Raw genomic sequence first — 15,331 nt, 5'->3', positions numbered from 1 at the left:
CGGGCTCAACATCGAAATCAGACGTCGGCAAGGTCACCCAACGCTTCGATCAGGGGTTGGATTTCGCGCGCATAATTCTTCCAGCGCTTTACGGACGATTTATAGATCGGTTGACGAACCTGCCAACGACTGGGGGTGTTGACCGAACCATCCCTGTCGAAAAAGCGCAGGCACGCATCGTCCCAAGGCAGCCCAAGATAGTCTATCAAGCGGCGTGACTGCGCTTCCTGATCCTCAACCAGAGTTTCATAGCGATTCTCGAAGATGCGACCCGGAAAAACCTTGTTCCAATGCTGCATGAGGCGATCATATTCACGATAATACAGGCCCAGCGCTTCCAGATCCGTATTGTAGCTGTGCCCCTCGGTGAATCTCAGGACAAAGCAAGACACGCAGTTGTCGATAGCGTCACGACGGCAGTGGATTATGCGCGCGTTGGGAAAGAGGAGGCAAATTAGGCCGATCAGCTCGAAATTATGTGGCATCTTGTCCACTATGCGAAGGGCGGCAGGAGCGCGTTCTCTCAGATAGGAGAGGTGCTCCTCGGCCAACGTCTTGGACAGGTCTTCCGTGATCGACATGATCGACTGGTTCAAATCATCAGCCGACGAGGTTCTGAGACCAATCGCATTCGCGGTTCGCCTCAGTTTGCTCAGTTCCCCAGCACCATGAACGTCGGGATGACTGGCGCATATCTGTTCGGTGAGGGTCGTCCCCGAGCGGGGCATGCCAACCACAAATACCGGCACTTCGGAAGCGTTCCCGTAGCCCACCCTGGCAGCGAACATGTCCGGCGTGAAGGTCTCGATCAGCGAATCGACCCAGCGTCGATGCAAGTCGATATCGAATTTGTAACCGGAAGCCTGTTTCGCCTTGTTGAAATGGTCGAATGCATCTCCATAGCGCTTGAGGTCGTTCAGCACCTTGCCGGCCGCGTAATGGAGAATCTGCGTGGCTTCCGAAGCAAGTCTCGGATTGCCGAGTTCGCGAAGGATGGACTGAAGTTCCGCGGGCTCTTGGGTGAACTTTCGGGTCTGGACCAAGTCATAATACGCAGCCGGTATGTCGACGCGATGTTCGATCGCCTCTTTCAGATAGAGGGCGGCATCGTCCATGCGTCCCAGGCCGGTGAGCGCCGCGGCCATCCCCACCCGCACCCTGGGATGATCCCGGTTAATCTTCAGCGCCTTTTCGTAAAGCGGCAAAGCCAAGTCGGGTTTGTCGAATTGGGTGTAAACGCGCCCCAGAGCACAAAGTGCCTCGACAAGGTCCGGCTGCAGTTCCAAGGCATACTGGATATGTTTGATCGCAGCGGAAAATTCACTTACCTTTGCATAGGCCTCGCCGAGGCTAAGATGGTAGTAGGGGTTGTTAGGTTCCTCCCCGACAGCGCGTGCGAAATATCGCAACGCCTTTTCGTCGTCATAGCCCAAATATACGGTTCCAAGGATATATTGGGCGAGGGGATGGTTTGGCGTACGGGCCAGAACCCGAAGACACAAGTCCTGTGCTTCATCGAGCCGTTTGGCCTGCTGATGCTCATAGGCTTGCTTTAACAGCAGCTCGTCGGCTTGCGCGCGAGAGGGCGAATTGGCTTTCGGCAGGCTTACCTGCGGCAATCTCGGTTTCGGCGTGGGCCCGGGCTTGAGATGTTTTGACCAGGCGGGCGGTAGACGATTGTTCATGGTGCCTCGCTATCAAAAAGAGTGGCACGAATCCAGCCCAAGCCACGCTGCGCCCCATTGATTGCGTTCGCGCAGCTTGCACCCACCCCTCGCCCACGCTAGCAAGAAGCCTCCTCTCAACCGAGCTATTGCCATGCGCCCGCGCCCTTCCCTTACGCCGATCGTCGGCGCGCTTCCCACCACGGTGCCGTTTGTCGGGCCGGAGGCGCAGGAGCGCGAGCGCGGCCGGCCTTTCCGCGCCCGCATCGGCGCCAATGAGAGCAGCTTTGGCCCCTCGCCGCGCGTGATTGCCCGCATGGAGAGCGTTGCGCGCGACCAGTGGATGTATTGCGACCCCGACAATTTCGACCTCAAAGTCGCGGCGGCCGCGCATCACAATGTCGGCGTCGAGAACGTGGTGGTCGGCGAAGGCATTGACGGACTGCTCGGCCTTGTGGCGCGCATGTATGTCGCGCCGGGCGACGCGGTGGTGACCTCGCTTGGCGCCTATCCCACCTTCAACTTCCACATCGCCGGCGTCGGCGGCCGGCTGGTGACGGTTCCCTACGCCGACGACAAGGAGGACCTCGACGGGCTGCTTGCCGCTGTCGCCAGGGAACGAGCGCCGCTCGTCTATCTCTCCAATCCGGACAATCCGATGGGAAGCTGGTGGGAGGCGCCGGACCTCGTCCGCTTCATCGAGGCGCTGCCGGAAACCACCATGCTGGTGCTGGACGAGGCCTATGGCGAGCTGGGACCGGCATCGGCGCTGCCGCCGATCGACGTCGCGCGGCCGAACGTCGTGCGCATGCGCACCTTCTCCAAGGCCTACGGGCTTGCCGGCATTCGCTGCGGCTATGCGGTGGCCGAACGGGAAGTGATCCGCGACTTCGAAAAGATCCGCAACCATTACGGCGTCAGCCGCATGGCGCAGATCGCCGGGCTCGAGGCGCTGGCCGATCAGGACTATCTGAATTCGGTGGTGGCGCGCGTGGCCGCGGGGCGCCGGCGCATTGCGGCCATCGCCGAGGAAAACGGACTGAAGCCGCTGCCCTCGGCGACCAATTTCGTCACCATAGACTGCGGCCGCGACGGCGCCTTCGCGCTGAAGGTGATGCAGGCGCTGCTCTCGCGCGACGTCTTCATCCGCAAGCCGATGGCGCCGCGGCTCGACCGCTGCATCCGGGTCAGCGTCGGCCTCGACCATGAGCTCGACATCTTCGCCGAGGAATTGCCTGGCGCGCTGGCGACGGCGCGGGGGAACTAACGGCGATCCACAGCCGTTGCGTTTGCGCGGCGCCGAGCCGGATTCCGTAAGGCTTCGAAGGCGGAGACGAGCATGGTCGAGCAGAAGAGAACCGTTCGGGCGCGCATCTCCGGCAAGGTGCAAGGGGTCAGCTATCGGGTTTGGGCGCGGGACGAAGCCGTGCGCCTCGGACTGACGGGCTGGGTGCGAAACGAGCACGACGGTTCGGTCACGGCGCTCATCGCCGGCGCCGACGCAGCGATCGACTCGATGGTCGATCGGCTGTGGCGGGGGCCTAGGGGCGCGACGGTCATCAGGGTCGAGGTCGAAGAACGCACGGACGACAGTGCACCTATCGACTTCAGGATCATCGCCTAGGCAAGTCCGCCGAAATCAGCTTCCATCCACCGATCGGCAAACCGTCCGACATTGCTTCTGGTGCGATACGCACACGATATATGTGCGTATATTCCGATTTGTTACTTTAGCGCCGCATGATGAACATATTTGCTCCATAGCCGGAAAGGCGGGTGACGGAGATCAGGGGGCTCACCAAACAGTATCAACGGGGATATCCGATGCCGCAGCACAGTGCCAACGAGCAGTATCTGCTCGAGCTCATCAATGCTGAGCGCGCCAAGACCGGCGCCCAGCCCCTGGCCTTCGACAACGATCTCAGCGAAGCCGCCGAGGGCCACGACAAGTGGATGCTGGCCACCGACACATTCTCCCACACCGGTTCCGGGGGTTCGTCGCCGACGACGCGCATGACGAATGCCGGTTATACGCTGAGCGGCTCATGGGCCACGGGCGAGAACATCGCCTGGGCAACGACCCGCGCGCCGACCGGCTATGTCGACGAGGTCAAGCTTCTCCACACCAATCTGATGAATTCTCCCGGGCACCGGGCCAACATCCTCAATTCCAACTTCCGTGAAGTTGGGCTCGCCTTCGAGGTCGGCGACTACAAGGGCCGCAGCAGCGCCTTCGTCACCGAGGATTTCGCCAAGAGCGGCACGGATCTCTTCCTCACCGGCGTCGCTTTCGACGACAAGGACGGCGACCGTTTCTACGATCCGGGCGAAGGGCTGGGCACCATCACTGTGACCGCCAGGAACTCAGCCGGCCAGACCTTTAAGACCACGACCTCGGCCGCCGGCGGCTATGATCTAGCGCTGAAGCCCGGCACCTATAACGTCACTTTTTCTGGCGCCAATATCGCCACTTCGACGCAGACGGCGACAATCGGCACCAAGAACGTCAAGCGCGACCTGATCGACCCGGCAATGAAATCGGGCACGCTCGCGGCGACGGCATCGGCAGAAGATTCAGGATCCGATTCAAGCCACGCCCCGGCCGCGCCGACCAGCGGACCGAACACGGGCAACGGCACCAAAAACTGGCTCGCCGACTTCTTCGGCAAGCATCCTGTTGGCGACCGGGGCACGCCTGGTCTCACCGACTCCACCGACGCGCCCAAGCATGATGCGGTGGCCTTGGACAGCGACCAATTCTTGTTCCGTCACGCCTCGCACGCCAATCCGGACAACGCGCCGGATCCGTTGGACCATGTCCAGCAGGCTGTGGAACGGGCGGCAGCGGGGCTGCACGACCACCTGCCGGCCGACAATCCGGTCTTTGCCGACGCGGCCGATGCGGCGCAGTCCGCGATCACCAAGATCCTGGCGCAGATTGCCGGCCATTCCGACCATCAGACGACGGAACTCGTCGGCTGATCCATTCACCGCGGGCCGCGCCTCGATCGCGGCCCGCCAGCCCGCCTCAAGCCGGGCGCGGTTTTTCGGGGGGAACACCATCTGACACGCTCGCCTTTAGCTGACCTGAAACCTTCCGAGCTTCGCAAGGCGCTCGCCTCCTTCCGCGGCCCGTATGCGGCCGTCGCCGGCCTCAGCGGCCTCATCAACCTGCTGATGCTGTCCGGTTCGCTGTTCATGCTGCAGGTCTATGACCGCGTTCTGCCTAGCCGCAGCGTGCCGACGCTGGTGGCGCTGATCATTCTGGTCGCCGTGCTTTATGCATTCCAGGGCGTCCTCGAAGCGATCCGTGCGCGCGTGCTGACACGCATCGGCGCCGGCATCGACGAGCTCATCGCCGGCCGCGTCTTCAACTGCCTCGTGCGGCTGCCGCTCAGAACGCCTGATCGCGGCGAAGGTCTGCAGGCGCTGCGCGACCTCGACCAGGTCAGCGGCTTCCTTTCCAGCCCCGGCCCGGGTGCGCTGTTCGATCTGCCATGGATGCCGCTCTATGTTGTGATCTGCTTTCTTTTCCATCCGTGGATCGGCGTCGCGGCGCTCATCGGCGCGCTGCTGCTGATCGCGCTTACGGGGCTCACCGATCGCCTGGTCCGCGCCCCGACCAAGGCAATGTCCGGCTTCGGCACAAGGCGCGGCGCGCTCGCGCAGGCGAGCGCCCGCAACGCCGAAGTGCTGGCCGCCATGGGCATGGGCGAGAGGCTGGCCGGGCGCTGGAGCCAAGCAAACAACGCCTTCCGCGAGGCGCAGGCGCAGGCGAGCGACCTGACGAGCGCATTGGGTGCGGCTTCGCGCATCATGCGCATGATGCTGCAGTCGATGGTCCTGGCGCTCGGCGCCTATCTGGTCATTTACCAGCAGGCCACGCCCGGCATCATCATCGCCAGTTCAATCCTGACATCGCGGGCGCTGGCGCCGATCGAGCTCGCCACCGCGTATTGGAAGCACTTCCTCAGCGCGCGCCAGAGCTGGCAGAGGCTGGTCGATCTGTTTGCCGCCTTTCCGGTCGACGATGGCGGCATGGAGCTTCCGGCGCCAAACGCGACACTCGCTGTGGAAACCGTCGGGGTGACGGCGCCTGGTGGACGGCGCATCCTGCTGGAGGATATAGACTTCTCGCTCGGCGCCGGCTCCGGCATGGGCCTGATCGGCCCGAGCGGCTCCGGAAAATCCTCGCTCGTGCGCGCGCTCGTCGGCGTATGGCCCACGATGCGCGGCAAGATCCGTCTCGACGGCGCTGCAATCGAGCAGTGGCCGGCGCAGGCGCTTGGCCGCCATATCGGCTATCTGCCGCAGGATGTCGAATTGCTCGCCGGTACGGTCGCCCAGAACATCAGCCGCTTCGACGAGAACGCCATGCCGGAGGCGATCATCGAGGCCTCCCAGGCTGCCGGCGTGCACGACATGATCCTGCGCCTGCCCGAAGGCTATCAAACCGAGATCGGCGAGAGCGGCGCGGCACTTTCCGCCGGACAGCGTCAGCGTGTAGGCCTGGCGCGCGCGCTGTTCGGCAATCCGTTCCTCGTCGTGCTCGACGAGCCGAATTCCAACCTCGATGCCGCGGGCGACCAAGCGCTGACGCGTGCCATCGAAGGCATCAAAGCGCGCGGCGGCATCGTCATCGTGGTCGCGCATCGTCCCAGCGCCCTCGCCGCGCTCGACCACTTGCTGGTGCTGAATGGCGGCAGGCAGCAGGCATTCGGGCTGAAGAGCGAGATCGCACGGCAGGCTTTGCAGCCGGCGACGAAACCGCTGCATGCGGTCGGATCGGCGGGCTGAGATGAGGTCGGCAACTCCCTATTTCAAAGCCGATGCGTTGCGCGTGGTGCGCGACATCGCATTGTCCGCCAGGGCGCGCGCGATCGCGCTGCTCGACCGCGGTTCGAAGCCGATCGAAGGTGCTTCGCCCCAGCAGCAGCGCTTGCGTCAGGCCATTCGCAGGAACGTCCGGGCGGGAGCGATCGCAGCGGCGCTGCTTGTCGGCGGGCTCGGCCTTTGGGCGGCATCAAGCAGTCTTGCCGGAGCCGTGGTCGCAGGCGGCCATCTGGTCGTCGGCTCGAACGTGAAGTCCGTCCAGCATCCGCAAGGCGGCGTCGTCGGCGCTCTCAACGTGCAGAACGGCAGCACGGTCGAGGCGGGCGACGTCCTGGTGCGGCTGGACGACACGGTGGCGCGTGCCAATCTCGCCATCGTCGACAACGGTCTCGACGAGCTCTCTGCCCGCCGCGCCCGGCTGATTGCCGAACGCGACGGCGCCCAGGCGGTGCTCTATCCCGAGCAGCTGTCGGGAAACGCGCATGCCCCTCAGATCGGTCATCTCATCGACGGCGAGAACAGGCTGTTCGCGCTGCGGCGGCAGGCGCGCGAGGGCAAGATTTCACAGCTACGCGAGCGCATCGTGCAGTTCCGTCAGGAGATCGCGGGTATCGAGGCCCAGCTCAGGAGCAAGCAGCAGGAGATATCCCTCACCAAGATCGAGCTCGAGGGCATGCGGGACCTCTGGAAAAAGAAGCTGGTGCCGATCTCGCGTCTGGCCGATCGCGAACGCGCCGAGGCAAGGCTCGACGGCGAAAACGGGCAGTTGATCGCCGCCGCCGCGCAGACGCGCGGGCGCATCAGCGAGATGGAACTGGCGATCATCCAGATCGATCAGGACCTGCGCAGCGAAGTGGCGGGCGAACTGAGGGAGATCGACGGCAAGATGAGCGAACTGCGCGAGCGTCAGATCGCGGCCGAGCAAACGCTGAAGCAGATCGATATCCGCGCCCCGCAATCGGGCCGGGTGCATCAGCTGGCCGTGCACACGATCGGCGGCGTGATCGCGCCCGGCGAGGCGATCATGCAGATCGTGCCGAGCGCCGACGCGCTGGTGGTCGAGGCGCGCGTCGCGCCGCAGGACATCGACCAGGTGCGCATCGGACAGAACGCCACGCTTCGCCTTTCGGCCTTCAGCCAGCAGATCACGCCGGAAGTCGAGGGCCAGGTTGACCGTATCTCGCCCGACCTCATCGAGGACCAGAAAGCCGGGGTCGCCTATTACGCGGTGCGCATCGTGCTGACGCAAAGCAGCCTCAAACAGGCGGGATCGCTGGAACTGAAGCCGGGAATGCCGGCGGAGGTGTTCCTGAGAACCGGCGACCGCACGGTGCTTTCCTATCTGCTTAAGCCCCTGACCGATCAGGCGAGCCGCGCTTTCCGCGGCGATTAAGTCGCTCCGCTCTACAGATCCAGCCGAGGCTTGCGTCAGACCGAGTGCAGGCCATTGCCCTTCGGCCTGAACACCTTCGCTTGCCCGCTTGAATTAATTGAACGTTCGTTTTATTATCTGCTTCGCAGAGGCAAACATGGCACGCACCACGGGTTCAGATGGCGAAAAAACCGAGGCGGCCGTTCGCGAGGCGGCGGTCGGCCTGATCGCGCGGCTCGGCTATGAGGCGATGTCGATGCGCCAGCTGGCGACCGAAGTCGGCGTGCAGGCCGCCGCGCTCTATCGCTATTTTCCCACCAAGGAGGATCTGCTGTTCACGCTGATGCGCGAGCATATGGAAGGCCTGCTCAAGGCCTGGGATGACGCGCGCCCGGCAGCGGCCGATCCGGCGGCGCGGCTCGCCGCCTATGTCGAGAACCACATTGCCTTCCATATCGAGCGGCGCCGCGCCACACATGTCTCCAACATGGAATTGCGCAGCCTCTCGCATGAGCGACTGACGCAGATCCTCAAGATGCGCACGGCCTATGAGAAGGAATTGCGCGCGATCCTGCGCGACGGCGCCGACGCCGGCATCTTCGAGATCGATGATGTCGGCCTGACCGCCATGGCGCTGATCCAGATGATGACCGGCGTCATCGTCTGGTTCCGTCCGGGCGAGCGGCTGTCGATCTCTGAAGTCACCACGACATATCTTTCGATGACAAGGCGGCTCGTCGGCGCGAAGATCGGCGCCGGCAGCGCAACGCGTCCCGTCCGACGCGCAAAGGAGGCCGCGGCACTTTGATTTCGCGCATTATCCTTATCGAAGTCGATTTCGGGTTCATGCGCCGGGAGGAACGCCATGTACACCAATACGCTGAACTTCGGGCTTGATGCCGACATCGAGGCGTTGCGCGATACCGTAAGGCGCTTCGCACAAGACAGGATCGCGCCAATCGCGGCCGATATCGACCGCTCCAACGAATTCCCGGCACATCTGTGGGGGGAGCTCGGCGCGCTCGGCCTGCTCGGCATCACCGCCGATCCCGAGTTCGGCGGCAGCGGTATGGGCTATCTCGCGCATGTCGTGGCGATGGAGGAGATTTCCCGCGCATCCGCCTCGGTCGGCCTCTCCTACGGCGCGCATTCCAATCTCTGCGTCAACCAGATCAACCGCTGGGCAACGCCGGCACAGAAGGAGAAATACCTCCCTGCGCTCTGCTCGGGCGAAAAGGTCGGTGCGCTGGCAATGTCGGAATCCGGATCAGGCTCGGACGTCGTGTCGCTGCGGCTGCGCGCCGAAAAGCGCAACGACCGCTATGTGCTCAACGGTTCGAAAATGTGGATCACCAACGGACCCGATGCCGAGACCTTGGTGGTCTATGCCAAGACCGATCCGGAGCGCAATTCGCGCGGCATCACCGCCTTCATCATCGAAAAAACCTTTGCCGGGTTTTCGGTGGCCCAAAAACTGGACAAGCTCGGCATGCGCGGCTCGAACACCGGCGAGCTCGTCTTCGAGAATGTCGAGGTGCCGTTCGAGAATGTGCTGCATGAGGAAGGGCGCGGCGTCGAGGTGCTGATGTCGGGCCTCGACTATGAGCGCGCCGTGCTCTCCGGCGGGCCGATCGGGCTGATGGCGGCCTGCCTCGACGTGGCGGTGCCTTACGTGCATGAGCGCAAGCAGTTCGGCCAGCCGATCGGCAGTTTTCAGCTGGTGCAGGGCAAGCTTGCCGACATGTATTCGACGATGAACGCGGCGCGCGCCTATGTCTACGCCGTGGCCGGTGCCTGCGACCGCGGCGAGACCACGCGCAAGGACGCCGCCGGCTGCGTGCTCTTCGCGGCCGAAAAGGCGACGCAGATGGCGCTCGATGCCATCCAGCTGCTCGGCGGCAACGGCTATATCAACGATTATCCGACCGGGCGGCTTCTGCGCGACGCCAAGCTCTACGAGATCGGCGCCGGCACCAGCGAGATCCGCCGCTGGCTGATCGGCCGCGAGATCATGGCGGAGGGAGTGTGATGTCTCCCTCCGTCACCTCGGCCGAACGCCTTGGGCAGGTCGTCGGTCGGCTTGGCGACGATCTGATGCTCATCGCGCCACAGAACCTCACGCTCGCGCCGGGACGTGATCGAGCGCACAGGCAAGCCGCCCTCCTCGATCAGCCAGGCGCAATAGCGCGCACGGCTGATGGCTTCCTTGGCGTTCGGGTGGAACCAGCAGACGCCCCAAATCGACTCACGGCGCTTGAAATGCCGCCCAACCCGGCCAGGAATGGGCAAATGCCGATTGAACCAGTCGAACTAATCCTCCAGTTCGCCATGGATCCAGTCCGGGCAGCCATTCCGGTACAAGTACCAGGACGCATGGAAAAAGCCGCTCTCTACCCGGCTCTTCGGATGGATCAGCGGCGTTACAAACCGCACATACATAGTGACACCCACAGCGCTTGCAGGCGCCGTGTTCCTTTTGCTCGAATCCGGGACGTGGAAAGCCGCCCTTCGGCGGCGTCAGGCCATGGCCGAGGGGAGACATTTGGTGAAACGCATATCGATGCCTTTCATCGTCGCCTCCTGAGGTGTCATTCGTACAAAAGATGCCGCGCTGCGCACGCAGCATCCGGGTGCGGGCTGTTACACTGGTTGCGTTGCGGCATCAAGAGGTGTGAGGATTAACGTGGCCACACTCCAAACCCAAATCTCCCCCTCCTCGGAAAGCTTCCGCGCCAATGCCGAGCGCATGCGGGCGCTGGTCGACGATATCGCCGAGAAGGCGGCGGGCATCGAGCGCGGCGGCTCGGACGAGGCGCGCGAGCGCCACCAAAGCCGCGGCAAGCTGCTGCCGCGCGAAAGATTGGCGCAACTGCTCGACACCGGCTCGCCTTTTCTCGAGGTCGGCCAGTTCGCGGCATGGTCGATGTATGGCGAGGATATTCCGTCGGCCGGCATCATCACCGGCATCGGCCGTGTCGAAGGCCGGGAGGTGATGGTCGTCGTCAACGACGCGACGGTGAAAGGCGGCACCTATTATCCGGTGACGGTGAAGAAGCATCTGCGCGCCCAGGAGATCGCGCTGCAGAACAAGCTGCCTTGCGTCTACCTGGTCGACAGCGGCGGCGCCAACCTGCCCAACCAGGACGAGGTCTTCCCCGACCGTGAGCATTTCGGCCGCATCTTCTACAACCAGGCCAACATGTCGGCAGCCGGCATCCCGCAGATCGCTTGCGTCATGGGCTCCTGCACGGCGGGCGGGGCCTATGTGCCGGCGATGTCGGACGAAACGATCATGGTGCGCAACCAGGCGACCATTTTTCTTGGCGGCCCGCCGCTGGTGAAGGCTGCCACCGGCGAGGACGTCAGCGCCGAGGAGCTCGGCGGCGCCGAGGTCCACACCAGGCTTTCCGGCGTCGCCGACCACTATGCCATGGATGACGAGCACGCGCTGGCCATTTGCCGACGCATCGTCAAGAACCTGAATCGGAACAAGGCCGTAAGCCTGAACTTACAGAAACCAGTATCACCGCTTCACGATCCGCATGAACTCTACGGCATCGTGCCGACTGATTTGCGCCAGCCCTATGACGTTCGCGAGGTGATCGCGCGTCTGGTCGACGGTTCCGAGTTCGACGAGTTCAAGCAGAATTACGGCACCACCTTGGTCACCGGTTTTGCGCATCTGCACGGCATGCCGGTCGGCATCCTCGGCAACAATGGGGTGCTGTTCTCGGAAAGCGCGCTGAAGGGCGCGCATTTCATCGAGCTCTGCTGCCAGCGCGGCATTCCGCTGATCTTCCTGCAGAACATCACCGGCTTCATGGTCGGGCGAAAGTATGAGGCCGGCGGCATCGCCAAGGACGGCGCCAAGCTGGTCACGGCGGTCGCCACGGCACGCGTGCCGAAGCTTACGGTGATCATCGGCGGTTCGTTCGGCGCCGGCAATTACGGCATGTGCGGCCGCGCCTATTCGCCCCGCTTCCTGTGGATGTGGCCGAATGCGCGCATTTCGGTGATGGGCGGCGAGCAGGCGGCGACGGTGCTCGCCATGGTCAAGCGCGAGGGCATCGAGCGCAAGGGCGGTGAGTGGAGCGCCGAAGAGGAAGCGAAATTCAGGAAGCCGATCCTGATGAAATACGAGCATGAGGGTCACCCGCTCTATTCTTCGGCAAGGCTTTGGGACGACGGCATCATCGATCCGGCCAGGACGCGCGAGGTGCTGGCGCTCAGCCTCTCGGCGGCGCTCAATACCGGGGTCGAGGAAACGAAGTTCGGCGTGTTCAGGATGTGACGATGAGCGGCGTCAGCGATAGGATCCGCGTGCATACCGGCGACATCACCAGGCTTAAGGTCGATGCCATCGTCAATGCCGCCAATTCCTCGCTGCTCGGCGGCGGTGGTGTCGACGGCGCTATCCACCGCGCCGCCGGGCCGGAGCTGGTCGCCGAATGCCGCACGCTGAACGGCTGCAGGACCGGGGATGCCAAACTGACGAAAGGCTACCGGCTGCCGGCGCGCTATGTCATTCACACTGTCGGCCCGGTCTGGCACGGCGGGGGCGAGAGCGAGGCGGAGTTGCTCGCCTCCTGCTATCGGCGCTCGCTGGAGATTGCCACCGGTAAAGACTGTCGAACGATAGCATTTCCGGCGATCTCGACCGGCATCTACGGCTATCCGAAAGATCAGGCTACCGAAGTAGCCGTCGGCACGGTTGCTGTTTTTCTAGGCGAAAACGCCATCCCCGAGACGGTAACTTTCTGCTGCTTCGACGATCTGACTGCCAGACTATACAGCTCAGCCGTTGCTGCGATTGGGGGAGCCTGAACTTTATGACAAAGACGTTCCACCCGTTCACGAGATCGAGATTCTTGAGTGACCATCTAGCGACGCCGGCAAATATTCGATATTGCTCATCCTGCATTGTCTCATGGGGATGGGGTAAAAATGATACGAGAATATCTGCGGAAAGCATCCGCGTCGATACTTGCAGGAATGCTTATATGCGCCTCGTGCGGCGCTGTCGTCGCCGGGTCGCTGGCTGGAAGCGAGGGGGACAAGCGCTTTCCACCCTACATCCCACGCAATCCCAAGGATCCGTGCAACAGGGCATACAAGGCCTATCTGGCGGCGAGCGGCCATTCAGCCTACGCGACCACGCCTTATGCCCGGATCATGTCGTCTTACATCATCTGTGGTGGACACCTGAATGCGCCGTCCCAAAAGGTTGCGGAAGAGCTGGCGATGAAATCCTGCCTGGCCACGCGCGCGCACTACAAGGTGACTACGGGCGGCGCCTGCGAGATCGCCGCATCGAAGTAGGCCCGCGCCTGCCGAATTGGCGCTGCCCGTCGCAAACTCGGGATGATCCATGTTCGGCAAGATCCTGATCGCCAATCGCGGCGAGATCGCTTGCCGCGTCATCCGCACCGCGCGCAAGCTCGGCGTGCGAACAGTCGCCGTCTATTCGGATGCCGACGTGCGAGCGCTGAATGTCGAGATGGCCGACGAGGCGGTGCATATCGGCCCCTCGCCGGTCGGTGACAGCTATCTGCGCGGCGACAGGATCATTGCCGCGGCGCTTGCCACAGGCGCCGAGGCAATCCACCCCGGCTACGGCTTCCTGTCGGAGAACCCCGACTTCGTCGACCAGGTGACGGCGGCGGGCCTCATCTTCATCGGCCCGTCCGCCGCCTCGATCCGCGCCATGGGGCTGAAGGATGCCGCCAAGCGGTTGATGGAAAAGGCCGGCGTTCCGGTGGTGCCCGGCTATCACGGCGAAGCGCAGGAGATTGTGCTGCTTGCCACAAAAGCGCGCGAGATCGGCTACCCGGTGCTGATCAAGGCGCGCGCCGGCGGCGGCGGCAAGGGCATGCGGCGCGTCGACCATCCGGACGACTTCTCCGAGGCGCTGTCCGGAGCGCGGCGCGAGGCCAAGGCTGCCTTCGGCGACGACCGCGTTCTGGTCGAAAAATATGTCGACAAGCCGCGACACATCGAAGTCCAGGTGTTCGGCGACAATTTCGGCAATGTCGTGCATCTTTTCGAGCGCGACTGCTCGGCGCAGCGCCGCCACCAGAAGGTGATCGAGGAGGCGCCCGCCCCCGGCATGACGCCGGCGCTGCGCAAGGCGATGACGGAAGCGGCGGTGAAGGCCGCCAAGGCAATCAGCTATTCGGGCGCCGGCACGATCGAATTCATCGTCGATGCTTCCGAGGCCCTCAAAGCCGACCGCTTCTGGTTCATGGAGATGAACACACGGCTGCAGGTCGAGCATCCCGTCACCGAGATGGTCACCGGCGTCGATCTGGTCGAATGGCAGCTTCGTGTCGCCGCCGGCGAAAAACTGCCGAAGGCGCAGAACGAGATCGCCCTTGCCGGACATGCTTTCGAGGCGCGCATCTACGCCGAGGACGCGGCCAAGGGATTCCTGCCGGCGACGGGCACGCTTTATCATCTCAAATTCCCCGACACGCCGCCGGAGGATGCCGCCATGCGCATCGAGACCGGCGTGCGGGCCGGCGATGCGATCTCGCCCTTCTACGATCCGATGATCGCCAAGCTGGTGGTGCACGCTAGGGACAGAACCACCGCGCTTGGCGCGCTGCGCAAGGCGCTGGCCCGAACCGAAGTTGCCGGCTCGACGGTCAACACCGCCTTCCTTGCAGCACTCGCCGCCGACGCCGATTTCGCGGCGGGCGATATCGACACCGGCCTGATCGGCCGGCATCAGGATGCTCTCGTCGCTGTTCCCCCGCCAAGCGATGAAGCGATCGCCGCGGCGGCGCTGGCAGCGACCGACGCAAGCACGGCGGGTCCGGCCGCCGATCCGTGGTCCTCGCTCGCCGGCTATGCGCATTTCCATACGCTGGCGCGCCGCACCCGGTTGCGTTACGGCGAGGAGAACATCCTGGCCCGGGTATCGGCGCGGCCTGACGGCCGCTTCCAGGTGGCGCTGGAGGCGCCGCATGACGCGATCAACGCGCACGACCTCAGGAGCATGCCGCGCAGCGCGCGCTGGCCGGGCCATGTCACGGTGTTCGTAGGAGCGGTCGGATATACATTCACGGTGCCGGATCCGCTGGCCAAGGCGGATGAGGCCGCGGCCGCGTCGGACAGCCTGCGCGCGCCGATGCCGGGATTGGTCAAGCTGGTGCGCGCGGCAGCGGGCGATACCGTTATCAAGGGCCAGCCGCTCCTAATCCTCGAAGCGATGAAGATGGAGCACACGATCGCCGCACCCCATGATGGGGTGATTGCCGAGATCGCGGCCGAAGGCGCGCAAGTGAGCGACGGCACGGTGCTGGTGCGGTTCGAGGACGCACGGGGCTGAGCTGCCGGTCGCCTTGGATCGGCAACGGGACAAACTGGCTGGGGCGGCAGAACTCCAGGGGGGCGCCGTAGAGCGCCGAACTGGCCTCCAAATCAGTGCCAAGGCACATACGAAAACGGCCGGGACAAATCC

At 63.8% G+C, this 15,331-nt stretch carries 12 protein-coding genes; 11 read left to right on the top strand and 1 reads right to left on the bottom strand.

Features of this window, described 5'->3' with window-relative positions:
* Window positions 1-17: 17 nt before the first annotated feature.
* The gene (locus A9K66_RS05980) at window positions 18-1,685 is read right to left on the bottom strand and encodes a sulfotransferase (RefSeq protein WP_067321065.1); all 1,668 of its coding nucleotides are present in this window, start codon (window positions 1,683-1,685) and stop codon (window positions 18-20) included.
* 133 nt (window positions 1,686-1,818) lie between these two features.
* On the opposite strand from A9K66_RS05980, the gene A9K66_RS05975 reads away from it, so the two are divergent.
* From A9K66_RS05975 to A9K66_RS05920, 11 genes are all read left to right on the top strand, one after another.
* A complete protein-coding gene (locus A9K66_RS05975) occupies window positions 1,819-2,931 on the top strand; it encodes a pyridoxal phosphate-dependent aminotransferase (protein ID WP_067321062.1) in 1,113 nt (370 codons plus the stop codon).
* Window positions 2,932-3,003: 72 nt separating this feature from the next.
* Complete coding sequence (locus tag A9K66_RS05970; RefSeq protein ID WP_067321058.1) at window positions 3,004-3,288, top strand: acylphosphatase; 285 nt, start codon at window positions 3,004-3,006, stop codon at window positions 3,286-3,288.
* A gap of 200 nt (window positions 3,289-3,488) precedes the next feature.
* Complete coding sequence (locus A9K66_RS05965) at window positions 3,489-4,646, top strand: CAP domain-containing protein (RefSeq protein ID WP_067321054.1); 1,158 nt, start codon at window positions 3,489-3,491, stop codon at window positions 4,644-4,646.
* Between the two features lie 105 nt (window positions 4,647-4,751).
* A complete protein-coding gene (locus tag A9K66_RS05960; protein WP_245307407.1) occupies window positions 4,752-6,461 on the top strand; it encodes a type I secretion system permease/ATPase in 1,710 nt (569 codons plus the stop codon).
* 1 nt (window position 6,462) lies between these two features.
* Entirely contained in the window at window positions 6,463-7,890 is a 1,428-nt protein-coding gene (locus tag A9K66_RS05955; protein ID WP_095823693.1) for an HlyD family type I secretion periplasmic adaptor subunit, read from the top strand.
* A gap of 136 nt (window positions 7,891-8,026) precedes the next feature.
* Entirely contained in the window at window positions 8,027-8,677 is a 651-nt protein-coding gene (locus tag A9K66_RS05950; RefSeq protein WP_067321049.1) for a TetR/AcrR family transcriptional regulator, read from the top strand.
* A 57-nt stretch (window positions 8,678-8,734) separates the two neighbouring features.
* Window positions 8,735-9,898: an isovaleryl-CoA dehydrogenase gene (locus A9K66_RS05945; RefSeq protein WP_067321045.1), complete on the top strand. Its 1,164-nt coding sequence runs from the start codon at window positions 8,735-8,737 to the stop codon at window positions 9,896-9,898.
* A gap of 654 nt (window positions 9,899-10,552) precedes the next feature.
* Entirely contained in the window at window positions 10,553-12,160 is a 1,608-nt protein-coding gene (locus A9K66_RS05935) for a carboxyl transferase domain-containing protein (protein ID WP_067321039.1), read from the top strand.
* 2 nt (window positions 12,161-12,162) lie between these two features.
* Window positions 12,163-12,693, top strand: coding sequence for an O-acetyl-ADP-ribose deacetylase (locus tag A9K66_RS05930; RefSeq protein ID WP_067321035.1), 531 nt, complete (start codon window positions 12,163-12,165; stop codon window positions 12,691-12,693).
* A 120-nt stretch (window positions 12,694-12,813) separates the two neighbouring features.
* Complete coding sequence (locus A9K66_RS05925) at window positions 12,814-13,188, top strand: hypothetical protein (RefSeq protein ID WP_067321032.1); 375 nt, start codon at window positions 12,814-12,816, stop codon at window positions 13,186-13,188.
* A 49-nt stretch (window positions 13,189-13,237) separates the two neighbouring features.
* A complete protein-coding gene (locus A9K66_RS05920) occupies window positions 13,238-15,199 on the top strand; it encodes an acetyl/propionyl/methylcrotonyl-CoA carboxylase subunit alpha (RefSeq protein ID WP_067321029.1) in 1,962 nt (653 codons plus the stop codon).
* Window positions 15,200-15,331: the final 132 nt, after the last annotated feature.

It is taken from the genome of Mesorhizobium sp. AA23 (genome assembly GCF_001672435.1).
Lineage (GTDB): Bacteria > Pseudomonadota > Alphaproteobacteria > Rhizobiales > Rhizobiaceae > Mesorhizobium.
Note: the sequence above shows the minus strand (reverse complement) of the source record. Positions and strands in the feature narration are given on the sequence as shown.

What these genes read in the sequence shown, in the direction of transcription:
- A9K66_RS05945 (WP_067321045.1), top strand. Translation starts at nt 8,735, where the DNA reads ATGTACACCAATACGCTGAACTTCGGGCTTGATGCCGACATCGAGGCG.
- A9K66_RS05955 (WP_095823693.1), top strand. Translation starts at nt 6,463, where the DNA reads ATGAGGTCGGCAACTCCCTATTTCAAAGCCGATGCGTTGCGCGTGGTG.
- A9K66_RS05925 (WP_067321032.1), top strand. Translation starts at nt 12,814, where the DNA reads ATGATACGAGAATATCTGCGGAAAGCATCCGCGTCGATACTTGCAGGA.
- A9K66_RS05975 (WP_067321062.1), top strand. Translation starts at nt 1,819, where the DNA reads ATGCGCCCGCGCCCTTCCCTTACGCCGATCGTCGGCGCGCTTCCCACC.
- A9K66_RS05950 (WP_067321049.1), top strand. Translation starts at nt 8,027, where the DNA reads ATGGCACGCACCACGGGTTCAGATGGCGAAAAAACCGAGGCGGCCGTT.
- A9K66_RS05930 (WP_067321035.1), top strand. Translation starts at nt 12,163, where the DNA reads ATGAGCGGCGTCAGCGATAGGATCCGCGTGCATACCGGCGACATCACC.
- A9K66_RS05970 (WP_067321058.1), top strand. Translation starts at nt 3,004, where the DNA reads ATGGTCGAGCAGAAGAGAACCGTTCGGGCGCGCATCTCCGGCAAGGTG.
- A9K66_RS05980 (WP_067321065.1), bottom strand. Translation starts at nt 1,685, where the DNA reads ATGAACAATCGTCTACCGCCCGCCTGGTCAAAACATCTCAAGCCCGGG.
- A9K66_RS05920 (WP_067321029.1), top strand. Translation starts at nt 13,238, where the DNA reads ATGTTCGGCAAGATCCTGATCGCCAATCGCGGCGAGATCGCTTGCCGC.
- A9K66_RS05965 (WP_067321054.1), top strand. Translation starts at nt 3,489, where the DNA reads ATGCCGCAGCACAGTGCCAACGAGCAGTATCTGCTCGAGCTCATCAAT.